The organism is Streptomyces manipurensis (assembly GCF_049570255.1).
Classification (GTDB): domain Bacteria; phylum Actinomycetota; class Actinomycetes; order Streptomycetales; family Streptomycetaceae; genus Streptomyces; species Streptomyces manipurensis.
Window position 1 is genome coordinate 3,992,958 of sequence record NZ_CP186950.1, and the last position, 23,486, is coordinate 4,016,443.

General features: G+C 67.7%; 20 protein-coding genes. 11 read left to right on the plus strand and 9 right to left on the minus strand.

Annotated features, from left to right (window positions below; genetic code table 11):
* Positions 1-2: 2 nt before the first annotated feature.
* The 8 genes from codA (at position 3) to ACPU2J_RS18555 (ending at position 6,068) form a co-directional block, all read left to right on the plus strand.
* The gene (codA, locus tag ACPU2J_RS18520) at positions 3-1,304 is read left to right on the plus strand and encodes a cytosine deaminase (protein ID WP_423833648.1); all 1,302 of its coding nucleotides are present in this window, start codon (positions 3-5) and stop codon (positions 1,302-1,304) included.
* A 6-nt stretch (positions 1,305-1,310) separates the two neighbouring features.
* Complete coding sequence (locus tag ACPU2J_RS18525; RefSeq protein WP_420080080.1) at positions 1,311-1,898, plus strand: HD domain-containing protein; 588 nt, start codon at positions 1,311-1,313, stop codon at positions 1,896-1,898.
* A 40-nt stretch (positions 1,899-1,938) separates the two neighbouring features.
* Positions 1,939-2,451 carry a DUF5956 family protein gene (locus ACPU2J_RS18530; RefSeq protein ID WP_423833649.1) on the plus strand — a complete coding sequence of 171 codons (513 nt, stop codon included), beginning with the start codon at positions 1,939-1,941 and terminating at the stop codon, positions 2,449-2,451.
* Between the two features lie 81 nt (positions 2,452-2,532).
* Positions 2,533-2,811, plus strand: coding sequence for a hypothetical protein (locus ACPU2J_RS18535; RefSeq protein ID WP_361593503.1), 279 nt, complete (start codon positions 2,533-2,535; stop codon positions 2,809-2,811).
* A 219-nt stretch (positions 2,812-3,030) separates the two neighbouring features.
* A complete protein-coding gene (locus tag ACPU2J_RS18540) occupies positions 3,031-3,708 on the plus strand; it encodes a hypothetical protein (protein WP_420082386.1) in 678 nt (225 codons plus the stop codon).
* Between the two features lie 606 nt (positions 3,709-4,314).
* Positions 4,315-4,644 (plus strand): hypothetical protein, encoded by a 330-nt coding sequence (locus tag ACPU2J_RS18545; RefSeq protein ID WP_423833650.1) that lies wholly within the window; start codon positions 4,315-4,317, stop codon positions 4,642-4,644.
* A gap of 128 nt (positions 4,645-4,772) precedes the next feature.
* Positions 4,773-5,219, plus strand: coding sequence for a hypothetical protein (locus ACPU2J_RS18550; protein WP_423833651.1), 447 nt, complete (start codon positions 4,773-4,775; stop codon positions 5,217-5,219).
* A 147-nt stretch (positions 5,220-5,366) separates the two neighbouring features.
* Positions 5,367-6,068: a GIY-YIG nuclease family protein gene (locus tag ACPU2J_RS18555; protein WP_423833652.1), complete on the plus strand. Its 702-nt coding sequence runs from the start codon at positions 5,367-5,369 to the stop codon at positions 6,066-6,068.
* A gap of 61 nt (positions 6,069-6,129) precedes the next feature.
* On the opposite strand, the gene ACPU2J_RS18560 is transcribed toward ACPU2J_RS18555, so the two are convergent.
* From ACPU2J_RS18560 to ACPU2J_RS18570, 3 genes are all read right to left on the minus strand, one after another.
* On the minus strand, positions 6,130-6,897 hold the full coding sequence (locus ACPU2J_RS18560; RefSeq protein ID WP_423833653.1) for a hypothetical protein: 768 nt from the start codon (positions 6,895-6,897) through the stop codon (positions 6,130-6,132).
* Between the two features lie 972 nt (positions 6,898-7,869).
* Positions 7,870-8,352, minus strand: coding sequence for an NUDIX domain-containing protein (locus ACPU2J_RS18565; RefSeq protein WP_423833654.1), 483 nt, complete (start codon positions 8,350-8,352; stop codon positions 7,870-7,872).
* A 10-nt stretch (positions 8,353-8,362) separates the two neighbouring features.
* Positions 8,363-9,586: a helix-turn-helix domain-containing protein gene (locus tag ACPU2J_RS18570; RefSeq protein ID WP_423833655.1), complete on the minus strand. Its 1,224-nt coding sequence runs from the start codon at positions 9,584-9,586 to the stop codon at positions 8,363-8,365.
* A gap of 472 nt (positions 9,587-10,058) precedes the next feature.
* Between ACPU2J_RS18570 and ACPU2J_RS18575 the strand changes: the two genes are divergently transcribed.
* The 3 genes from ACPU2J_RS18575 to ACPU2J_RS18585 are packed head-to-tail and all read left to right on the plus strand — an operon-like array spanning position 10,059 to position 13,081.
* The gene (locus ACPU2J_RS18575; RefSeq protein WP_423833656.1) at positions 10,059-11,399 is read left to right on the plus strand and encodes a hypothetical protein; all 1,341 of its coding nucleotides are present in this window, start codon (positions 10,059-10,061) and stop codon (positions 11,397-11,399) included.
* Between the two features lie 42 nt (positions 11,400-11,441).
* Positions 11,442-12,158 (plus strand): class I SAM-dependent methyltransferase, encoded by a 717-nt coding sequence (locus ACPU2J_RS18580; protein ID WP_423833657.1) that lies wholly within the window; start codon positions 11,442-11,444, stop codon positions 12,156-12,158.
* A complete protein-coding gene (locus ACPU2J_RS18585) occupies positions 12,155-13,081 on the plus strand; it encodes a glycosyltransferase family 2 protein (protein WP_423833658.1) in 927 nt (308 codons plus the stop codon). The genes ACPU2J_RS18580 and ACPU2J_RS18585 overlap by 4 nt, the downstream gene beginning before the upstream one ends.
* A 100-nt stretch (positions 13,082-13,181) precedes the next feature.
* Here the strand turns inward: ACPU2J_RS18585 and ACPU2J_RS18590 are convergent, their stop codons facing one another.
* The 6 genes from ACPU2J_RS18590 to ACPU2J_RS18615 all read right to left on the minus strand — a co-directional run bounded on the left by ACPU2J_RS18590 (position 13,182) and on the right by ACPU2J_RS18615 (position 23,261).
* Complete coding sequence (locus ACPU2J_RS18590; protein ID WP_423833659.1) at positions 13,182-15,815, minus strand: valine--tRNA ligase; 2,634 nt, start codon at positions 15,813-15,815, stop codon at positions 13,182-13,184.
* Between the two features lie 606 nt (positions 15,816-16,421).
* Complete coding sequence (locus ACPU2J_RS18595) at positions 16,422-17,072, minus strand: hypothetical protein (protein ID WP_423833660.1); 651 nt, start codon at positions 17,070-17,072, stop codon at positions 16,422-16,424.
* Between the two features lie 206 nt (positions 17,073-17,278).
* Positions 17,279-19,729, minus strand: coding sequence for a hypothetical protein (locus ACPU2J_RS18600; RefSeq protein ID WP_423833661.1), 2,451 nt, complete (start codon positions 19,727-19,729; stop codon positions 17,279-17,281).
* Positions 19,730-20,131: 402 nt separating this feature from the next.
* Complete coding sequence (locus tag ACPU2J_RS18605) at positions 20,132-20,653, minus strand: hypothetical protein (protein ID WP_423833662.1); 522 nt, start codon at positions 20,651-20,653, stop codon at positions 20,132-20,134.
* Between the two features lie 359 nt (positions 20,654-21,012).
* On the minus strand, positions 21,013-22,704 hold the full coding sequence (locus ACPU2J_RS18610) for a relaxase/mobilization nuclease domain-containing protein (protein WP_423833663.1): 1,692 nt from the start codon (positions 22,702-22,704) through the stop codon (positions 21,013-21,015).
* Positions 22,705-22,709: 5 nt separating this feature from the next.
* Entirely contained in the window at positions 22,710-23,261 is a 552-nt protein-coding gene (locus ACPU2J_RS18615) for a MobC family plasmid mobilization relaxosome protein (protein WP_423833664.1), read from the minus strand.
* Positions 23,262-23,486: the final 225 nt, after the last annotated feature.

The window sequence follows — 23,486 nt, forward strand, 5'->3', positions numbered from 1 at the left end:
CCATGCGGATGATCGTCCGGGGCGCCCGGCTGCTGCACGTCTCAGGCCTGTCCGACGTGGAGGTCGGGGAGGACGGCCGCATCGCGCGGGTCGTCCCGTACGACGACCAGAAGGAGCCGCCGGCCACGGGCGTCCTGATCGAGGCGCACGGCGACCTGCTCATCGCGCCCTTCGTCGAACCGCACATCCACCTCGACACCGCGTTGACCGCGGGCGAGCCGCGCCCCAACACCTCCGGCACCCTGTGGGAGGGCATCGCCTGCTGGAGCGAACGCAAGCGGACCCTGACCCGCGAGGACGTCATCGCCCGCGCCACCGAGGTGCTGCGCTGGCAGGCCGCCCAGGGCGTGCTGCACGTGCGCACCCACTGCGACACCACCGACCCGGCGCTCACCGCGCTCGACGCGCTCCTCGAAGTCCGCGACCGGGTGCGGGACGTCATGAGCCTGCAGATCGTCGCCTTCCCGCAGGAGGGCATCGCCTCCTTCCCCGACGGCGAGGCACTGCTGCGCGAGGCGGTCGCCCGCGGTGCGGACGTGGTCGGCGCGATCCCGCACTTCGAGGACACCCGCGAGGACGGCGTCGCCTCGCTGCGGACCGCCTTCGCGCTCGCCGAGGAACACGGCCTGCGCGTGGACGCGCACTGCGACGAGATCGACGACGAGCAGTCCCGCTTCGTGGAGGTCCTCGCCACCCTCGCCCTGCGGACGGGCCTGCGTGAGCGCGCCACGGCCTCGCACACCACCGCCATGGGCTCCTACAACGGCGCCTACAGCTTCAAGCTCCAGCGGCTGCTGTCCCGCTCCGGCATCAACCTGGTCGCCAACCCCTTCGCCAACCTCAACCTCCAGGGACGCTTCGACGCCTACCCCAAGCGCCGCGGCCTCACCCAAGTCAAGGAGATGCTGGCGGCCGGGGTGAACGTCGCCTTCGGCCACGACGACGTGATGGACCCGTGGAACGCGCTGGGCACCGCCAACCCGCTCCAGACCGCCCTCGTCGGCCTGTACGCCGCCCAGCTCACCGGCGCCGACGACATCCCGGTGGCCTTCTCGATGGTGACGGACCGTGCGGCGCGGGTCCTCGGCCTCGGCGCCGACGAGTACGGCATCACCCCCGGCGCGCCCGCCTCCTTCGTCCTGCTGCCCGCGCCCTCGCCCGAGGAGGCGATCCGCCGCCAGGTGCGCCCGCGGTACGTGGTCTCGCGCGGCTCCGTCCTCGCCGAGACCCCGCCCGCCCCCACCCGGCTGTCCTGGCCGGGGGAGGCCCCCTCGGACGTCGACTTCCGCCGCCGCCTAGGCTGACGTGCCATGACGTGGACGCTCGACACCGCATCGGCCCGTGCCGCCCTGGAGATCGCATCCGAGTACGCGGACGCGGAACTGCTCCACCACTCCGTACGCTCCTACGCCTTCGGAGCCGCGTACGCGGACCGGCACGGCCTGGAGTACGACCGGGAGCTGTTCTACGTCGCGGCCCTGCTGCACGACCTGGGCCTGACCGCCCCGTTCGACAGCCACACCCTTCCCTTCGAGGAGGCGGGCGGCCACGTCGCCCGCGTCCTGACGGCCGGACTCGGCTGGCCCGCCGCCCGGCGGGCCCGCGCCGCGGAGGTGATCGTCCTGCACATGCGGGACGACGTGACGGCGGCCGAGGACGTGGAGAGCCACCTGCTGCAGGTCGGCACCAGCGCCGACGTGTCGGGGCTGCGCGTCGCGGAGTTCGACCCCTCCTTCACCGCCGCTCTGCTCGCCGCACACCCGCGCGGCGGCTTCGGCGCCGGGTTCCTCGCCCTGATGGAGGACCAGGCGGTCCGCAAGCCGCACTGCGCCGCGGCGGCCTACGTGGCCGGCGGCGCCGCCTCCCGCATCGCCGCCAACCCGCTGGACGCCGTCTGACGTCACGGGGATCCGCCGCCGCTTCGGATAGCGTGCCCGCATGTCGTGGGACGAGGACGGAACACCGCACCCGCTCGCACTGCGCCGCACCGGCCGCAGCGAACTGGAACCGGACCGGCTGCCCGAGATCAGGGAGCTGGAGGTGCTCGGCTGGGAGCCGGCCCCCGAGGACCTGCGCTGGGTGTTCCTCCCGTACGTCTGGCCCCCGGCGGCCCGCACCTGGATCCCCGACCGCTCCACCCACTGGGCGGTGGACACCGCGCTCGACGGCCACGGCCACATCACCGGGGTGGAGTGCGCCCCGCTTCCCGAGCGCGACGTACGGGGCCTGGACCGCGAGGCGGACGAGGTCCTGGCCGCCCTCGGGCTCCCGCCCCGGCCCGGCGGCCGGCTCTGGCTGCTCCGCCCGGTCGGCCCCTTCACCACGGTCGGGGCGCTCCTCGCCCACCTCGACGCGCTCGCCGCCGGCCGCGCGCCGACGGACGGACCGTCCACCGCCCTCCTGGACCTGACCCGCACGGAACTGGCCTCCCTGGCCGGGCCCGGAGCCTGAGGCCCGCCCGGCGCCGCGGCGTCGCGGTGGCTACGCTGGACGGAGGGGCACGGCCGGAGGGGCGTTCCGGGAGGCGATCTCATGAGGCGGCGGCACCACTTCCACATCGACCACGCCGGGCACTCGGTCAGCGCCACCGTCGAGACCGGCCGCACCGCGGTCGTGGCGGTCCTGGTCGACGGCAAGGAGACGGGCTTCGCCACGACGCACCACGACCACCCGGTGACGGTCCACGTCGAACTGCCGACCGACCCGCCGACCGAGGCCTCGGTCCGCGCGACCCCCGGTCCGGGCCTCCCGCGCTGCGTCTTCGAGACCCCGTCGACGCAGCCGCACATCATGTCGCCGCGCCCGTACTGAGCGACGGAGCGTTCACCTCCAATCCATTGCAACGCAGGCTGCCGATTCATTGCGTTCCCCGCAGCCCAGTTGCAACGATTTATCCACTCCCACCTGCGAAAATGCATCCATCGCGCAACAAGCATGTTGCCTCTCTCGAAAACGCAACTTAGCGTTTCTCTTGTCGGAAACACCGACGGCAGCGAGGGAACGCGGGAGTTCACGATGCAGGAGTTCACGATGGAGCAGTTCGCCACGCCGGCCCCGATCGCCGTGGTCCTGGGTGTCCCGGCGGGCCGGATCCGCCTGATCGCGGCGGACCGGGAGGACACGGTGGTGGAGGTGCTCCCGGCGGACCGGTCCAAGGGCCGCGACGCGGAGGCGGCCCGCAGGGCGCTGGTCTCGTACGAGGCGGGGGTCCTGCGGGTGGAGATCCCTGAGGGGAAGCGGAGCGGGCTGATCGGCGGGTCGGCCGGTGCGGTGGAGGTGACGGTGCGGACGCCGGCGGGTTCCCGCGTGGAGGCGGTCGTGGCGGATGCCGAGTTCCGGGGGGTCGGCCGGCTGGGCGAGGTCGTCCTGGAGGCGGCCCGTGCGGCGGTGAAGCTGGACGAGGCGGAGGGCGCGCGGCTGACGCTCCAGGCGGGCGACGTGGCGGTGGGACGCCTGGGCGGCCCGGCGCGGATCGGCACGCAGAAGGGCGACGTACGGATCGCCGAGGCGGTGGGCGGCGAGGTCGCCCTGGAGACCGGGTACGGGGAGATCGTGGTGGGCGTCGCCCGCGGGGTTTCGGCCTCCCTGGACGCGGGCACTGGCCACGGCCGGGTCCGCAACTCCCTGAACAACACCGCGGGCCCGTCCCCCGACCTCAGCCTCCGGGCGACCACGGGGTACGGCGACATCACCGCCCACAGCCTCTGACCCGCCCGAACCCGCCCCCGGGGCAATCTGCCTGACCACCGGTCAGCACGGCCGGCCTCGTCGGCCGGGCCGGCTCCGACGGCCCCAACCAGAAGATCTTCCGACTCGTCGTGCACTCCGGTACGGCCGTGACCGAAGCGGCCTACCGGAAGCAGATCCGGCCCGTGATCCAGGCGGGGGCGACTGCCACGGACGAGATCTTGAGGGTCGATCCGAGACCGTAGTCACTCAACAGAAACAGGTCGGCCAGGTACTGAATTCAGTACCTGGCCGACCTGGTCCTACTCTGTCGGGGTGGCGGGATTTGAACCCACGACCTCTTCGTCCCGAATGAGGTCCATCCAAGATCCCCACCTGCGCGAACGACGTTTCCCCTGGTCAACGCCGTGGCCTCGAACGGTCTGGGGGAGCCTCAAGGGGCCTCGGGGAGCAGAACGGCTCCCAGCTGGCTCCCCGCAGCGCGGCTTGCCCGGGTCCCCCAGAGGGGTGATCTTCGGCCCTGCCGTGAACCGGCGGAGCGGCCCAAGACGTGTTGTGGGCCGACACAGGCTGTGTTGGGCAGCGGTTCCCGGTTTGCATCATCTCCCCCACGGACGAGGACTTCACATGACGATCGAGATCGGAACCACAGGCTCCAGGGAGACAGAAGAGGAGAGCGTTCAGGCGGTGCCTGCACCTCCCGCAATTCCCACGGACACCGAGGACGGGCGCGGCCTCGTCACCATCTCGTCGTCGGAGTACGAGCGGATCCAGGCCGCCGCCGAGCTCTACCTCTTCGCCGAGCGGCGGGGGCTGCGGCTCGTACGTGCCGACAGCCCTAACGGACATCTGCTGTCACAGGCGCTGGTACTCGACAACGTGATTCTGCTCCCACCTGGCCGCCACCCGAGGGATGTGCTGCGTGATGTCGGCGCCGGCTCAGGGGCGAACCACTGATCCATATCCACCGACGCATCGGCGTCAAACGAATGGCTGACTCGGAGCGGTTCGGTGTGTGGCGGCCTCTGCAATCATGATCACGTGTCAGGGGGGCCTGGTGCTAGAGATTGCTGCCAGGGGGGATGATGAGGTCATCACGCATTGCCGCCACTGCGCTGCTGGGGCTGGTTTCGCTTTTGGCAGGGTGTGGAACCAGCGCCGAGGCGGAGAAGTCCATCGCCGACGTCCGGACATCGGTGGACCGAATCCAGGACGAGATGAAACTGGAGTCCAAGGCGGTCGCTGCCCGTGACGCGAGGACTGAGGTTGAGAGCGTGCAGCTCGTGGCGCAGCTCGAAGCGGAGAACCTCAAGAAGTACGCATCTCGTGCCCCCGCCGAAACCCAGGAGTTCGCGGATGCCGCGCAGACCTGGGCCGCGGCCGTGGCGACCTCACGTGCAGCGATTATCGGGCGAGCGCCGGAGGCCACATCGACCGCGGCAATGCTGAATGTCCGGCTCAGTGCGAAGAGGATGGATGAAGAGGCCGAAGAGCTTGGCGTCGAGCCCTGGTTGAAGCTGGATGAGTACTGACCGACAGGCGTCCTGACCTGCGGCAGTGGGATCACCGACTGGGCTACGGACGAGGTTGGACGATCCCGAATGAGACCCGAACTGAGACCAGGTGGCAAGGCTGGAGCTGGGTCTGGGATGCCGTAGGGGGCTTCGTAAGATCAACGGATGACAGCAGCACCCAAGCCAGCGGCCCGCGTCGAGCAGAAGTGGGGCTTTGGCATGGCTCCGATCAAGCCGAATGTGCAGGCAGAGCGCATCCGGGCAGCCCATACCGTGCTTGCAACCCTGGTGGATGGTCGTACGGCTGCCCTGGGGCGACTCGATGATCTCTCCGTGATCAAAGGCTTGTTCACCCGGACCTACAAGAAGGACCAATGGGACTGGTTCACGGTGTGGAGTCAGCTCGGCTTTCCGCCCTACCGGCCAGCCAGGGGTGTCTCCGGCGACCTACTGGCCCTGCGCAGGGCGATACAGGACTGCGACACCACAGCCACGTCTCGCCTGATCGCTGCGCTCGCCACTCGTGATCTGGTTGCGACTCTCCAGCGGTTCATCGAAGGCACGCCCCTGCGCAAGGCGGACCACGGCTTCATCTACGTCCTGTCGACACGGGAGATGCCGGGCATCCTCAAGGTGGGCTACACGGACCGAGACGTGGCGACACGGGCGAGGGAGATCAGCTCCTCGACAGGCGTCCCTATCCCCTACGGGGCACGAGGCGCGTGGATGGTTCCACACGCTCGCCGCGTGGAAGGCGATCTTCACGCGCTACTTGCCGAGTATCGGCTTCGGGGCGATCGCGAGTTCTTCCGTATGGACTACGGGCAGGCGCCCACGATCATCGACGCGTACGTCAAGACTCTGTAACCCCGGCTGTCAGGGGAGGTGCGGCTCCGCCCCCGCGTGCCACCCAATCCACCCCGTCCGCTCACGCAATGCCGTCGCCCCGTACAGTCGGGCTGAGCTGCTTCTGGAGCTCCTCGATCCGGCTGCTCGTGGCAGCAGCACGCTGCTGCTGGCGCCGGAACTGCTCCTTCGCCTTGGTCAACTCGGCAGCGAGACGTGCCTGCTCAATCTCACTCCGGGCGGCCTCCACGCCACCGTCCGTATATGCGGGCCCGAGCCGCTTGCTCTCGACAACCCCGCGTCGCGTCTGACACTCAGGACAGTCGACCACTCGCCGGACGTAGGTGTTCTCCCGGTGCTGGATGAAAGTGGTCACGTGATCGCAGGTGAGGATCAGCTCCCAGGCGTCCAGGTCCTTCTTGCGTTCCTCAGCAGAGGGAAAGGTCTGAAAAAGCCGAGTTAGTTTCTCGATCTGCGCCGGCCCCACCGGTGGTGGCGGACAGCACAGACAGCAGTGCCTCACGCGCGACCCGCCTGTGCCCCAGCGGCCGCTCTTGCAGTCTGGGTGCAGCTGCCGGAACCGCGCTTCCATGGCCTCGTAGTCGCGCTTCTCCTCTTCGGTGAGGTACATGAGCCCCGGCCAGCTGCCCAAGCCGTCATACATGGGTTCGCCACAGCCCCGACATGGCACCCCGACGTTGTACTCGTCCCAGGTGAGCCGTGTACCTTCACGTGCCCATGCTTCACGCCGCTCCGTGTCCCGGCGATCCTTCTCCTCTGCGGCAAGGGCCTCACGGCGGGCTCGCGCGGCTGCACGCTTCGCCTTCTGCTCCTCAGTGAGCTTGGCCATCGATTCCCCTCGGAGGATCAGAAGCGTACGGGGGCTGCAAAGCTGGTGCGCCTACGCGGCCGACGGGGAAGCTACAGGACCGACGGCGCAACCCGGGACGCAACGCTTGGCCCTTCACCCTAAAGCGTGATCCGACTGCCCATCAGGCCCGTACTGCGACCTCGCAGAGAACCATCCACCACAGAACATCGGTGAAGGAGGCCCAACGGTGGACCCCACGGAACGTTCGCTTCGCAGTCGCCTCGCTGCCCACATCAGCTGGGCAAACACGGCGGACCGCCCCGCCCGCACCAAGGCGGCACGCAAAGCGAGTGAGTCCCGATTTCTAAGCGACGCTCGAAAGCTCCACCCCACGGGTACGTCCAAGCAGATCGAAGACGCCGCCCAGTCGCTGCGCAAGGCGCACTTCGCGAGGCTCGCACTTCTGTCCGCGCAAGCCAGACGCGCCAGGAGGACGACCAGTGGGAAGTGAAAAGGAGAGGGACGTGCCGGAACGCGGCCCGAATCGGCGCTACACCTACCCCGAGGCGGCCGAGGTCCTCCGGGTCAAGGAACGGTGGCTCCGCGACAACATCAAGCAGCTTCCTCACTCAAGGAAAGGCGTCACTGTGACGTTCTCTGAGGCCGATCTCGACGCCATCGATACCATGTTCCACCACCTCCCTGTCGCGGCCGTTGCCTCTGCACACCCGTACAGCAGCCACCCACTGTCTGCCATCAAGCCCAGCGGGTCCCGAAGGCGCAGGTCATAACTGCGCCTTCAATGTCGCCCACGACTCTATGCATACTCCGGTGGGCACCAGAGGCCCCAAAAACCAAGCGCCACACGCTCCAGGGACCTACCGTCGGCACTGCTGGCCGGCGGCATCAGGATCTCAGTCCTGCCCATATACGCCGGTCTCCTCCTCGTCGGAATGCCAGGGCCGAGCGGCGGCCCAGATCGGCCGACGCGCTCCTCGAAGGCAGGTGCGGTCAGGCCCCTGTTTCCGGCGACTGTCCGTGTTCCAGGTAGGCGGTCAGGCCGTTCGTTCGGGCCTGGATGCCAGCGACGATTCGGCGTGCGAGGCGGGGGATGGTGAGGTCTGGCACCTGTTCGGCGCCGTGGAAGTCGTAGCCACGGAGCTCGTCCGCTTGCAGTGCGATCTGCTGGCGGTGGTCTGCGCTAAGACGGCCGCCGTCGAAGAGGTAGAGGACCTTGTCGCCCTCTCCTGGGTTCGGTGCCCAGTCGACGACGAGGAGGCGGCCGATGTGCGGCTCGATGCCCAATTCCTCCTGGACCTCACGCACACAGGCTTGTCGAGGCGACTCACCTTCCTCGACGTAGCCTCCGGGGATATCTCGATAGTCCTTGTACGACGGCTCGACGAGCAGGACTCGATCAGCTTCGTCGAAGAAGAGGGCGCCAGCCGCCATGCGGGGGTGGGCCATCTTCGCTTCATGCTCGTTCTCGCTCACGGATTCGACTCTAGCCGCCTGCCACGATGTGGAGCCTTCGGGCCAGGTCTGCCACGGGATGGGACGGCCGGCCTCTGGTACCGCGTATCCAGCCGATGACCAGCTCTCGACTCATGTAGTGGTGGCGGACCTGTTCGGGGGCGGCCTGTTCGGCTGCCAGCAGGACGGCCAGGGCTTCGTCGGTCCGGTTCCAGGCACTCAGCGCCCTGGCGACTTCGAGGCTGTGCCGCACACGCCGTTCCACTGGCATACCGCTGGTGTCGATGCGCGCGCCGAGGTCCGCAGCAATCTGAATGTCACCGAGTTCGCCGGCGGTGGCTACGCAGTGGATCGCCACGTTCGTCGGACCGAAGGCTGTCCACATGTGATTGGCATCGGCGCCGAGTCGCTGCGCGGTCTCGTCGGCCTCTCGGAGGAAAGTCTGCGTAGCTGCCCGGTCCTCTGCTCGTGCAGCGGCCATTGCGCCGGTGAGGAACAACGTGCCGTACACCGAGAGGTACTCGTCGTCTGCAGTGCCCAGTTCCGGCTGCATGACGGCTGCCGCGTCGTTCACGAGCTGGACCGCTGCCGTGAAGCGGCCGGTGGCCAGGAGACAGTGCGTGACCGCGCGGAAGAGCGAACCTGTGACCTGGCTTCGGCCGCTGTGCTGCGCGGCTGCCAGACCGCGGTCAGCTGCGATCCATGCCAGCTCGGACTCACCAACCTTGCCCAGCACCATGGCTGCGCCGTGGTAGGCCAGGGCGAGTAGCGCATGGGATTCCTCCCTCTCATGCCCCGAGTAAGCGCGAGATGCGGCGAGGGCGTCTGTCAGGAGGAGGGGAAGACGTCGAGTGGCGAATCCGTAGCGGGACGCCTGATAGGCGTCGAGGACCTCCCTCACGTTGGAACGAAGGTCCTGTAGGGCAGGTGGCTCGTCATCGGGTGCAGGCCCCAGCAGGGGCGTGAGCTGCTTGTAGTCCATGAGCGCTTCGCGCAACGCTGGGACTGTGCGGTGGCCGCTGTCGGCCGACCACTCCATGAGTGTCGGCTCGGCGAGCAGGTCTCCAAGGGAGACATCGAGGGCCTCGGCGAGTGAGGTGATCACCGAGAGGCGATCAAGCTCGATCCGATTGTTCTCCGCTTTGCTCAGCCAGTCAGTGGTGCGGCCGACAAGGCCGGCCAGCACCTCTTGGGAGAGGCCGCGCCGCCGCCGGTACCAGGCGACGCGCTCGCCGATGGTCAGGTTCTCTGTCATCCCTCGCATGTCCTGATCATCACCTCGTGGCCGAAGTGGACCCCGGAAGGATTTTCCGGGGTGTCGTGGGGCGCCCTGGCTACTGTCGCAACAGACCGAGAAAGCCGCCGGGAGATGCAAGCAACTCGGCTTGCAAAACCCGGCTTTGGCCAATGACGCACGTTCGCCGCACCCGTGAGAGGCCACCTCATCAGTGAGGTCGGAAGAGGGCATGTCCGTCGATCGGTGCATGCAGCAGGCAGTTCAGCAAGAGGCGATCACCACTGCGGCGATCGACGTCCGGTCTACTTCGGAACGGCTCCGAACAGTGACAGCACGAGTGGGAGTGACGCGGATGAAAACCGACTCTCGAACGTCTCGGACAACAACGGTCTCGGTCCCCAGGCCGCCGACCCTCCGCTGTGTCGAGGATCCGCTGGGGCGGGCTTCCGCTCGTGATGTCCGCCCTGGTGCTCGTCGGCGCAACCTCGTCGTGGTCGGTTTCGACGAGATCGTCGCCAACAAGTACCTGCCCTGCATCAGGGAGGCCATCGAAGCCGGCCACGTCGACTCGTATTCCGTCATCGATCTGGAATCGGAGAGGTCGACGATCGAGGAACGCATACAGGGTGTCGCCCTGAAGCCTCGGGAGGTCGTCTACCTTCCGGGCAGCGGCGCGGCCACACAGCAGACACAGCCGGAGCTGATCGGAGCCGCCCTCAGGCAGCTCCGTCTGCCCGACCTGCCGATGAAGGTGTACATCGCGACCGAGGTGCGGGCGCACGAAGCCTATCTGCGCTACTGCGTCGAGAACGGCATCGATTCGCTGGTGGAGAAGCCGGTCTTGGCTCCGCTGGTGGACGGCCAGTTCGCACCGTCCCGGATCACCGAGGTGATGCAGGAGCTCATCGGTCAGGCCGGCCGTACCGGCGCCAAGCACTCCGTGATGACGCTGAGCCGGTATCACCGCATCTACAACGGGGAGTTACTCCGCTCGCTCGAAGAGCGGGTGCGGGACTGGCAGGCCCCCGTCACGTCCTTCCACCTGCGAGCCGCCGGCGGCGTGTGGAACCTCCAGCACGAGTACGAGTCGCGGGACGATCACCCCTACCGGTACGGCTACGGGATGGTGATGCACGGCGCCTACCACTACATCGATCTCGCCGTGCAGTGCCTGTCCCTCAACAAGCTCGTGTTTCCCGACCGCCGCTTCAGGCTCGAAGTCAGCTCGTTCGGTGCCTTCCCGACCGACCAGCACCTCCGGATCCCGAATCCGGCCGCCAGCCGGTTCGAGGACGGCCACTCGCGCTGGCCGGACGCCGAGAGCCTGGCGCATTCCTTCGGCGAGACGGACATCACCGCCACGTTCCGGCTGGTCGACGTCGAGTCGGATCGGACACTGACCGTCGGAACGCTGTCCTTCGAGCAGACGACGCCGTCCATCCGCAGCTGGCAGGACCTCCCGGATGACGTCTACAACAAGAACGGGCGCACTTCCAGCGTCGACCTCGAAGCGCAGCTGTCGACCCTCTACTCCGCACACGTCCACTGCTACGACGTGCCCCGCGGGCACAACGCGGACAAGATCGACGCCTTCGCTCGGCTGACCACGAGGGCGAACGCCTCTTTGCTGCCGGAGGAGCGGTACACGTCGGTCAAGATGTTCGACGGGTTGTTCCACAGCGACAGCAACAGGCAGCTCATGGAGAACTGGCTGCGGGGGACCGAGAACAGGAGCTCGCTCTCGGCCCACCTGCTGCCGATGAAGGTCACCGAGGCGTTGGCGTCCTCTCTGCGCACGCCTGGCCGGGCCGTCGAGATCGCCGAGTTCTAGGTACCTGTCCTCGCTCATCCCTCCAGCCCCAGGTGGTGCCCCTTGCCTGTACAGCACTCGAAGGCGTCCCTCCACGCCTTCTACGCAGACGCGTTACGGAACGGCCGGAGCACCGGCGAAAAGCTGCGCGCACCCGTTCCGGCGCGATTCCTCACCCTGCTGGCTTCCGTCCCCGCCGACACTCCGCGTCGCGCTCTGGACCTCGGGTACGGCGCCGGGGCGTACACCATCGCCCTGGCCGAGGCCGGGTTCACCGTTGTCGCGGTGGACCAGGCCCCGGCCGAGCTGCTGCTTCAGCGGCTCTCGGAGTACGAGGACCTGGCGGAGCGGGTCACGGTGGTGGAGTCCCTCATCGAGCAGTACGCCGTCCAGGAGGACTTCGGCGCGCTCGTCGCCAAGGACGTTCTCCACTACCTGTCACAGCACGACGTCGAAGCTCTGCTCACCCAGGCTGTGCGGAGTTCCCGTTCGGTCAACCTGCACTATCTGGAGGTCTTCACCGAGATCTTCCGGATAGACGCCCACGGCGTTCAGATCCACATCGAGGGCGAGGCCCGGTACACGCGGGAGTCATTCAGCCGCGCGCTGGAGCAGATCTACGAGGGCTGGGACGTCACCGTGAGCTGGGACGACCACACCGAGCAGGACACGCGCTCACGGCGCACCTACTTCAAAGCGGCTCGCGCGACCGTCATAGCGGCGCGCAGGTGCCCGGCTCCAGTCGGCACCGCGGCCATGAGCGGAAGGGAGGCAGCGTGACCATCGCGGATTCTGGAGGCATCAGCTTCGTTGTCCCCTGCCACAACGCGGGCGACTATCTCATCGAGGCCGTGAAGTCCGTCGTCGAGCAGCCGCTTCGGCGTCCGCACGAAGTAGTGATCGTGGACGACGGGTCGGATGACGACACGACCCTCAAGGCCATCGACACCTGCGCCGATCTGCCCGGCGTACGCGTCGTCCGGCTCGAACAGCGCCAAGGGCACCACGTGGCCAGGAACGCCGGTGTGGCAGCCGCGCGGATGGAGTACGTGATGCAGGTGGACGCCGATGACCGGCTGGCCACCGACCCGCATCTCCTCAGGGAAGGGTCCTACCCGGACAGGGCGGTGGAGGCCCTCGAGTCCGATGCCGATACGGCCTTCGTTCACACGATGTCGTGGATGATCGGTGCCTTCGAGGGGTTCACCATCTCCTCGTACCCGTGCCGCGAGGATCTGGTGGCGCGCAAGCACCACGTTCCGACGTCGATAGTCTGCCGGCGGACAGACGCTCTCGAATGCGGGCTGTACGACCCGAAGGTGCTCAAGTGGGGTGACTGGGCTTTCGCGGTCAACCTGCTGGCCAGCCGGTACAGGCGAGGGGCGGGCAACAACATCCACTGCGTCGCCGGTCCCTTCTACGAGTACCGAGTGCACTCTCGGTGCGATCGAGTGTCCGATGCCGAGATCTCGGAGCTCGACATGACTCTCCTCGTCGTCCAGAAGAACCTGGACTTCTTCCAGGACCGACTGGACCGGAGAGACGGGGCTGCCGAGATCGCCCTCGACCTGCTGGGTCAGAAGCCGACGCGCCTCGACGACCTCCTGCACATGGCGAAGTTCGATCTCCACCAGGCCCAGATCGTCGCCGAGCAACGCGAGTTCTCTCTGTCGAGCCCGTACGAGACGCTGCGCATTCCGTAGGCTTCACCGCCGAGAGCCCGAGTCAGAGGGTGTCCGAGGCCGAAGAACCCGAAGGGGGCCCAGACCACGTGGTCTGGGCCCCCTCGGCGTGTTCCGACTCCTACTGCGGCGGCAGCTTGTCCAGCTGGGCCTGGAGCCGGGCGATGTCCGACTCGGCCTTGGCGAGCCGGCCCTTGATCTTGTCCACGACGTTGTCGGGGGCCTTGGCGATGAACGCCTCGTTCCCGAGCTTGGCCTCGGCCTGCTGCTTCTCCTTCTCGGCGGCGGCCAGGTCCTTGCTCAGCCGCTTGCGCTCGGCCGCCACATCGATGGTGCCCGACAGGTCGAGCGAGACCGTGGCGCCGGCCACCGGCAGGGAGGCGGTGGCGGCGAAGCCCTCGCCCTCCGGCTGGAGGCGCAGCACCTGGCGGATGGCCGCCTCGTGCGGGGCCAGCGCCGTGCCGTCGAGCTCCAGGCGGGCCGGGACCTTCTGGCCCGGCTGCAGGCCCTGGTCCGAGCGGAAGCGACGGACCTCCGTAACGACCTGCTGGACCAGCTCGATCTCCTGCTCCGCGGCCTCGTCGCGGAACCCGGAGTCCTTCGGCCACTCGGCGATGACGACCGACTCGCCGCCCGTGAGCGTGGTCCACAGGGTGTCCGTGACGAACGGCACGATCGGGTGGAGCAGCCGCAAGGTGACGTCGAGGACTTCGCCCAGGACGCGCGCAGAGACCTTGGCCTGGTCGCCCTCCTCGAAGAACGTCGTCTTCGACAGCTCGACGTACCAGTCGAAGACCTCGTCCCACGCGAAGTGGTACAGGGCGTCCGCGAGCTTGGCGAACTGGTAGTCCTCGTAGTACGCATCCGCCTCGGCGACGACCTTGTTCAGCCGCGACAGGATCCAGCGGTCAGTCGCCGACAGCTGCTCGACCGGCGGCAGGTCGCCCTCGACCGTGGCGCCGTTCATGAGCGCGAAGCGCGTCGCGTTCCAGATCTTGTTGGCGAAGTTGCGGGACGCCTGGACCCAGTCCTCGCCGATCGGCACGTCGACGCCCGGGTTGGCGCCCTTGGCGAGGGTGAAGCGCAGGGCGTCGGAGCCGTACTTGTCCATCCAGTCCAGCGGGTTGACCGTGTTCCCGAACGACTTCGACATCTTCTTGCCGAACTCGTCGCGGACCATGCCGTGGAACGCGATCGTGCGGAACGGCGGCTGGCCGTCCATCGCGTACAGACCGAACATCATCATCCGGGCGACCCAGAAGAACATCAGGTCGTAGCCGGTGACCAGGACGGAGTTCGGGTAGAACTTCTCCAGGTCCGGCGTCTGCTCGGGCCAGCCGAGCGTGGAGAACGGCCACAGACCGGACGAGAACCACGTGTCGAGGACGTCGGTGTCCTGCGTCCAGCCTTCGCCGGTCGGCGGCTCGTCTTCGGGGCCGACGCAGACCAGTTCGCCGTTCGGGCCGTGCCAGACCGGGATGCGGTGGCCCCACCACAGCTGGCGCGAGATGCACCAGTCGTTGAGGTTGTCGACCCAGTCGAAGTACCGCTGCGACATGTCGGCGGGGTGGATGTCGACCCGGCCGTCGCGGACCGCGTCGCCGGCGGCCTTGGCGAGGGTCTCGACCTTGACCCACCACTGCAGCGACAGGCGGGGTTCCAGCGTCGTCTTGCAGCGTGAGCAGTGGCCCACGGAGTGGACGTAGGGGCGCTTCTCAGCGACGATCCGGCCCTCGGCGCGCAGGGCGGCGACGATCGCGGAGCGCGCCTCGAAGCGGTCCAGGCCCTGGAAGGGGCCGTGGACGGTGATGATGCCGCGCTCGTCGAGGACCTCGATGGATTCGAGGTTGTGGCGCTGGCCGATGGCGAAGTCGTTCGGGTCGTGCGCCGGGGTCACCTTGACGGCGCCGGTGCCGAACTCCGGGTCGACGTGCGTGTCAGCGACGACCGGAATGGACCGGTCGGTCAGCGGCAGCTTGATCTGCTTCCCGATCAAGCGGGCGTATCGCTCGTCGTCGGGGTGGACGGCGACGGCGGTGTCGCCGAGCATCGTCTCCGCGCGGGTGGTGGCGACGACGATGGTGTCCTCGCCCTCGCCGTACTTCATGGAGACGAGCTCGCCGTCGTCGTCCTGGTAATCGACCTCGATGTCGGAGATGGCCGTCAGACAGCGGGGGCACCAGTTGATGATGCGCTCGGCGCGGTAGATCAGCCCGTCGTCGAACATCTTCTTGAAGACGGTCTGGACGGCCCGGGACAGACCCTCGTCCATGGTGAAGCGGTCCCGGCTCCAGGCCAGCCCCTCGCCGAGGCGCTGCATCTGGCCGGCGATCTGCCCGCCGGATTCGGCCTTCCACTCCCACACGCGCTCGACGAAGGCTTCGCGGCCCAGGTCGTGGCGGGACTTGCCCTCCTTGGCGAGCTCGCGCTCGACGACGTTCTGGGTGGCGATGCCAGCGTGGTCCATGCCGGGCTGCCACAGCGTCTCGTAGCCCTGCATGCGCTTGCGGCGGGTGAGGGCGTCGATCAGCGTGTGCTCGAAGGCGTGGCCCAGGTGAAGCGAGCCTGTGACGTTCGGCGGCGGGATGACGATCGTGTACGCCGGCTTCTCGCTCTTCGCGTCGGCCTCGAAGTACCCGCGCTCTACCCAACGCTCGTACAGCGCCCCCTCTACCTCAGCCGGCGCGTACTGGGTCGGCAGCTCATGGGTAGGCGTCGGCCCACTGTTGGGGCTCTGTGGAGTGTTGTCGGTCACGACGGTCATTCTAGGCCCGTGGCACCTCTGGCTTCGCCTGACTTTCCCCGGGCGAGCGGGCTGTCACCGGGACACAAAGGTGGCCGCACGGATGAGATTCAAGTGTGACCAAGAACACGCCCGTGCGGCCGATGTTCATCGTACCCCGCCCGGCCGACGGCCCAGTACGGAGAGGTGTCCGCAGCCCGAACCACCTCACCCCCTGATCACCGCGTTACGTACCGCTGTCCCCGCGGACCTGGCGGCGGGGACAGCGGCATCGGGGTGTGCTCAGTAGCGGGTCGAGGGGCCACGAACGCCCGCAACGGCACGGCGCCGGGCCTGGCCCGCCTGGGCTGCCCGCAGCAAAGAGAGGCGTGAGTCGCATCAGAGGTCGCCTCTATCGAAGCGGTCGCCCTCTTCCTTGAGATGGCTCGTCTGGGTCGCCCCAAGGGATGACTTCCTGACCATGGCTGCGGAGTCGGTAGATCAATTCATCGGGGTGGCGGGTAACGCGGGCCAGTCGCCATGCAGCGTCGTACGGCATGCGACCGTGGGCTTGAGCTCGCAGGCGCAGAGCAAGGAGGCTTGTGGCTGGGTCCAGGGCGCATCGCCACAGGGATAATCTCACTCCTGCTCCCCTGTGGCATTGATGAGTGCTTGTGCTGTCTTCTCGTCACCGTGCACCTTGACGGCCTTGGCCAGGATGGTCAGGAGTTCCTTGCGGCCCTCCTCCGTGAGGCCAGCCACGAAGTCGTGGAGCAATTGGGCGACGACCACCCATCGTGCCTGCGGTTCCCATTGCTGAACTTCGCGTACCAAGTCCGGAAGGCTCGTGCCAGCAGGAGGACCACCTAGCCGCGGCCAGTGCTCCGAATAGCGCTCCAGCAGCGTGTAAAGGCGGGCGGAGGCAGGGTCGGCGAGTATCTCGGTGCGGAGGAAGTCCGCACGCGCTCGTGCTTGTCTGCGGGCCAGCGCGTCCAGCTCGTACTCGAGGCGAAGCTGCCCTTCCACACGAGCATGTTCCTCACGCTGTTGGGCCTCTTCCCGCTCCTGTTCCTGGCGTCGGCGAGTCTCCTCGAGGGCGTAGCCCTGGCGCATTCGCTCCGCCAGAAGAGCAGCCCTCTGAGTAGAGTCATCGATCGTCAGGCGGACCTGGCTGTCCAGGACCTCGACGCCGTACCCGATCAGCGGCAGTTGCGCTCGCAAGGCCGCGTTGATGTCTTGCTCGGCAGCGTCACGTCGTAATACCTCACATGATTCTGCGGCCTTGTCCACGACGTCCCGGACGAGACGCGCTGCGTCATGCGGGCTGCCGGCGGTGCCACTCTGCTCCGCTCGCCAGGTCGTGTGTACCTGCGCGGTGAACCGCAGGGTGGGATCACCGCTGGCCGGCCGGTCGGTGAATGTATAAGTCCAAGTGGGCGGCGGGGCCGGTGGTTCTTCTGCTGGTGTGCTCCGTCGCGGCCAGGGAAGGATTCGCCTCACGTGGTGCCGGTCCCCTTGAAGCTGGTGCCGTCCCCGCTAGGGTCCTCATGCTCCTGCACTGCGGTGTACAGGTCCTCATCGAGGAGGGAGCCCAGTTCCTGACGCACGGCCTCCCTTTCTTCGGAGAACGGGCGGTCTTTGCCTTGAACCCAGCCGTGCGCGCAGGCGCGTAACGTCTCGCGCAGAACTCGCCCTTCCTCCGTACCACGTACGTCAACGGCCTTCCGCAGGGAATGGAGGATGAGGTCCTTCAGGGGGCCGTGCCGCAGGGCGGCGTCCAGCCAAAGGAACACCGCCGTGTCTACCTGCCTGGTCCCGGTTGGCCCGGGTCCTTCCCGTAGCAAGGTTCGCCAGCCTTGAACCAGATCCTCTGACGATGGTCGGAACTCCTCCTCGTCTCCACCGTCGGAATTGTCGAGGATGAGTGGAATGTCGAGGCTGCCCGGCCCTGCGATTGTCGCCAGAGCGGCGAACGTCTGGCGACCCACGGTGTCCTTGATCTTGTCGTTTCCACACCAGTCGACGATGTCCTTGAACAGCAGCGGCCGCACGGAAACATCTGCCCAGAGAGTGCGCACGGCGTCTTGCAACGCGTTGGCTACTTCGGGAAACTCCGACTCTGCGGCGTGCCGCAGGCGCCGGAGCGCCTTGCCTGTGTGAGTGCGGCCGAATTTCCCGGCGCAGACAGAAACGACTGCCAACGGCAGGGCAGCGTCGGTTTTGCGGCTCGCCCAAGCCAGCAGCATGGTGTGGATGTACGGAGCGCTGGCTGGGTGAACGGCCGCTTCGTCCAAGAGTGTTGTAGCCATGGGCCACAGCCCCTTCTTGGAAGCCTTGTGCCACGCCGTGACGATCTCCTCCAGGGGCTCCTGGCGGCGGTGGCGGACTGCCCAGCGGACAGCAAAATCTCCGACCCTCTCGGCTAGCGCTCGCCGCGAGTCAAGGCCGACGCTCTCCATGGCCAGCTTCGGTTCGTCTAGGGGAGCCTGCGCCAACCACTGCAGGAACCGTACTCGGGCCAGCGGACGGTCGGTCCAGAAGTATTCCAAAGCGGCGTCGTCCCAGTGTGGACGCCGGAAGTTGAGTACGCCTTCCTTTGTGCGGTCCGCGTGGATTTCCCGGGTCATAGCGATCACTCCGGGTGCCTTCTGCCCTGTGACCTCGACCTCGTCGCCTTCAAGCATCTTGGTGAGATCGGCCGACTTGGCGTAGATGTGGCCGGCAGGTGCTCCGCGTAGCACGGCGGCGGTCACCAGGAAATTGCGTTGGAAACTGGTTCGACCCGGCTTCTCGTGCCACTGATGGAGGTCGTCCTCCCAGTTGGCGCGAGCGGCTGCGACATCGGCTACTTGCTCGGCAATGGCCGCATCGGAATCGGCCGCAGCTTCGGCGCGACGACGCTGCAATGCATCGAGACCCACGGAGGCTTCAGCGATGTCCCGCAAGGCACTCCGTCGGGCCTCCCGCATGAGTTCCACGATGCGCAGAACCTCGGTCGGGCTCTGTCCCTCCAGGAGGGCTTTCATCGTCGGCTGCCTGAGCCAGCCAGCCACCGGAAAGTCCCGATCCTCGGCGTGCAGCCATCGCTCCGCGACGTCAGCGGGCCGCGCCGCACCAAGGTCAGGGGCTACACCTTCCGGAGCGCCGCGACCTATGCGACGCCACTGGTCTGGAGAAGTGATCACAATGAGACGACTGTGGCGGGGGCCGAGGTGCTCTCGGACGACCTTCAGGTTCGCGCCGAACGAGTCGTGGATCTCGAAGTCGTCCTCATCAGAGGGCAGTTCGAGCACGTAGCCACGGTGGTGTTCACGAGGCAGCCGCTTGGCAGGAAAGATCGAAGCACTTCCGAAGGAGAGCGGCCAGACTTCCTTGATGAGCCCGTCCTCCATGAGGCGGGACATGAGCGCGTAGGCAGTGATGTTTCGACTCGTACCAGGCGGCCTGCTGAGGACCAGGACAGCCCCCGCCGGTTCCAGAAGTGAGTAGGCATCGCTGAAGGTACTGCGCTCGGCTCCTGTGAAGTAGTCGCCGGCCTGCTTTACGTGAAGCTCGGCGTATACCTCGCGGACGACGTCAAGGTACTCAGCAGAAATTGGTGCGTGGGTATCGAGCGTCTGCTCGAAGACGTTCTTCACGGCGATCATCTCGCCGTTGTTGATCAGAGCGCGCTGAAGGAGTGAGGCCTGGCGGAAGGCTTCGACCGTGGCGGGGTCTGGCGTGTGTCGCAGGGACGCGCCATCTGACGGGTCCTCTGGCGGCATGGCGGCGGTAGAGGGCGTGTTCGGCGGAGCCGAGCCTTCGACACCGGATGACTCGGTGGGGGAAGGGCCACGGTTCGGATCCCAATCCACCGTTGCTGCATCGCGCTCATCCCGGTGGACGCTGCGGCTTTCGTGTAATGCCTGCGACGGTAGCTCTGAGCCCTCGATGGCCTCTGTCTCCACGCTTGGAGAGGCCGGGGCTGGGGTCTCCTCCGCCTCGTCGCCGGAGTCGCCCCGTGGCGCCGGGATATCCGTCCGCGGATCCTCGTGCGGTAACGGCCCGGAGGCTAAGGTTGCCCCGTCTTGGGCTGGCCGAATAGCGCCAGGTAAATCTGTGGGCCTGTCGGTGACCTGTGCGGTTGGCTCGTCACCCGACGGCACCGGGTGATCTATGTGGTCTGGCGACTCCACTGCGGAACCCCAGTGACGATCTGCTGGATCCACCGTCGGGCCCTCTGGCGAGGGAGTAGGCGAGTCTTCGGCTGTATAGGGCGTTGGCGGCTGTCCACCGAGTCGTCCGTAGGGATCGGCTCCTTGTGCGCCCGGCCGGGAGTTGTCGTTCTCGAAGCTCATGGATGTCTAGCCTCAGCCGATCGGTCCATCGAAGTGCAGCCCGACCTGTTCGCCCGTCTCCGTGATGGTCTTGGCGGTCTGCACAACCCGGGCTCGACCCTGAGCTGTCATTCCCTGCGCGCGGATGCCCACCCGCTGACCTGAAATCTCGTCGGCGTGCTGGGACACCTCCGCACCTGGGCGAGGGCGCTGCTCATCTCCGAACGGGAGGCCGCAGCCGTACACCTCTTCGAGGTCTCGCCGTAACTGACCGAGGAGCTCACGAACCCCCTCGTCATCGCCCTGGAGCAGATCCGGGCGGGACAGATAGACCCGGAGGGCACCTTGGGCCTGGCTGATGCGCTCGACGCGGACGTCTGTGAGTTCCGCGGTGCGCACCCGGAGAGTGTCGGACCGTCCCGCCACGCGGTCCGGTTCGTCGATCGGTACACGCCCGGCCCGCCTGTCGAGCACGGCACTCGCACGATCGAACAGGAACTTGACTGCTTCGGTTAAGACCGCTCCGACAAGCATTGGAAACCCCAGCGGATCCATGATGCGCCCCTCCCCCGTTCCCCCATCGCACCCTGACGCGGCGCAGGAGCGCGCAACGCCGGGTCGACGGCAAAAGTGTGACTCACAGTATGGACTTGATCACGGGGGCGGAAGACCCAATCACGCCAGTATCGGGCTCTGGATCGTCTGTGAGTCGCTCGACGGCTCTGCGCCAACGCGTGTCTAGAGCTCCCGCAGCGCCGTAGGCACTCGTGCTCGCACGAGCGGGTTCGCATGCGTGCTTCGTCCCGGCGGACGGCCTGGTAGCGGTGCACCACAACGGCTGGCAGGGCTGTCCTTTCGGTGCGGGACCCTGCCGAAGGACAGGGTGCGGGGCATCGAGGACGGCGCCCTGGAGGTCAGCGTCGTGGGCGCTTCGGCGGTGCCGCAGGCGGCTGCGTGCCGTGTCCCGGCTGGCTAGTCCACGATGCCGTTGTGCGTCGGCGGGCGGCTTCGGCGCGGGGGTTGGGGCTGGGGTTGCGGCTGGTGTGCTGGAGGCGGGCGATCAGGACGCGGGCGGGTTGGCGGGCTGTGCCCAGTTCGCGCTGGGCTGCGGCCTCCTTGAGGATTTGGTGGGGTTGGTGACCTCGAGCCTCCGCGTCGGCCAAGAGAGCGGCGAGGGCGGGCCAGCTGGGGTCGGTGAGGACCCGGTCGGCCTGGTCAGGGATGGCGGCGCGTACGTCATGGGCGAGGGTGCGGCGGGTTTCCTCCCTCGGCTGACGCTGTTCGAGTACGACGAGCGTGGGTGTGAGGGCCTGCTCGGCGGCTGCCTGCAGGTGGTGGAGGGCTTGGCGGGCGGCGTCGGCCTGGTGGGCGTGACCCTTGGCCTCATGCCAACGGCCAGCGATGAGCCCGGCCCACAGGAGGGCTGCGATGAGGGCGGCGAGGGCGCTGCCGTCGGGGCCGGTGGTTGTGTGCACGATGTCGCGGGCTGCGTTCCGCATGGTGTGGGCCGCGCGGTCTTCCGCCCGGATCTGTGAGCGCTGGGCGCGTGCGAACGCCTTCGCTGCGGTCTGGAGTTCGGCTCGGAGGTGGGTAGGAGCTTTCTGTGCGGTGGCTTCGAGGAGTTCACCGAGGGCGGTGATGTGTGCCTGGGCGTGGGTGTCGTCGGCGAGGTCTGTGCGGAAGGCGTCGAGGGCTTCGGTGGCCCTGTGCCAGGGGGTGGTGGGCTGGTTGCGGCGGGCGGTGGGATGTTCCTCGGGCTGGCCGGCTTCGAGGCGGGCTTGGAGTTTGGGGAGGGTGAGGTCGGGGGCGATCTTCCCGCCGGGGTGGAAGACCTGTTCGCCGTCCTTGTCGAGGTCGCCGGGGCGGCCTGCGGCGTAGCCGAGGAGGTCTCCGGAGGGGCCGCGTCGGGCCTTGACCGCGATGCCGTCGGCTTCGAGGTAGGCGAGGAGTTCCTCGGCCGTGCGGGCGTGGGGGATGGCGGCGCGGATGCGGTCCTGGAGCCATTCGCGGCTCGTCTGTTCCCAGCCGAGGCGCTGGGCCTTGTGCATCTCGGCCTGGGTGGGGGCGCGGGTGCCGGTGCGGTCGCCCTTCTTGAGGCGGCGTAGGCCGTAGTCCTTCTCGATCTGGCGGCAGGCGTCGCCGACGCGGATGCCGCTGTCGTGGAGCTTGGGGCGGCGGCCGTCCTCGCGGACGGTGGTGGCGAGGATGTGGATGTGGTCGTCGGCGTGGCGTACGGCGATCCAGCGGCAGGCCAGGTCGTCGCCTTCGGGGGCGATGCCGGCCGCGGCGACGATGCGCTGGGCGATCTCGCTCCACTCGGCGTCGGAGAGGTGGCGGTCCTCGGGGGCTGCGCGGACGGGGCAGTGCCAGACGTGGTCGGTGATCTTCTTGCCGAACTCGCTATTGCGGAGCCGGACGGGTTCGTCGAGATAGCGGGCGAGCTGAGTGAGGGTGGCGTTCTCGTCGCGGCCGGGGTCAGGCATGGCGAGCATGGCGAAGCCGGCCACGATGTGCGGGTCGGTGTGCTCGTCGTGGCGGCCGGGGCCGTAGAGGTAGGCGAGCAGGCCACGGGTGTTGGCGCCGGAGGGCTTGATGGCGGCGATCACGAGGGTCAGACCTCCCTCGGGTCGGCGGGCTCTAGCAGGGCCTCGGCGATCAGGACGAGCAGGTCGTGGAGCTCGTCGAGGCGTTGGCGTATGTCTGGCGGGGTGAGGTCAGTGTTCAGGGCGCGGGCGATCTGGTTGATGTTGACGCCGATGCGGTTGCACTGGCGCAGGACCTGGGCGCGGAACACGTGCGTACGGCGCCGGTCCTCGGATAGCGGGAGGTTGGCGGTGAACCGCCCGTAGATGAAGGCGAGGACGATGTCGGCGGCGAAGCCGGATACGCCCTTGTAGCCGTGCTCGGCTGCGGCCTCTTGGAGGCGAGGATGTTCGTCGTCGGTGAAGCGCAGGGGGCCGACACGATCGGACCGCTTGTTGCCGGTGAAGCGGCGGATCGTGGGCTGGACGCTCTTCACCGTCGGCTCGCCGGCGGCAGGCTCGGCGCTGCGTACGGCGTGGAGGATCTCGCGCTGGACGGCGAGGAGCGTCTCCTGGTCGGGGCCGCCTTCGGACCCGACTTCCTGGTCCGGCGCCCCCTGGCGCGGGGCCGTCTCCGCCACCCCCGGGGCGGAGCTCCCCGAAGGCCGACCTTGAGTCGGACTCGGGGTACTACTGGCTCCGCCAGGAGCCGTCCTACCGAACGCGCGCCGCCAACGGTCGGTCAGCGTAGACGACTTTGATGACGGCGAGGGTGTGTCGCCGACGTGCTGCGAGGCGGGTGTCACGGGTGGTTCTCCTGCAGGGTGAGGTGAGAGGGCGATCGCCTCGCGGTTCCGAGCAGGCAT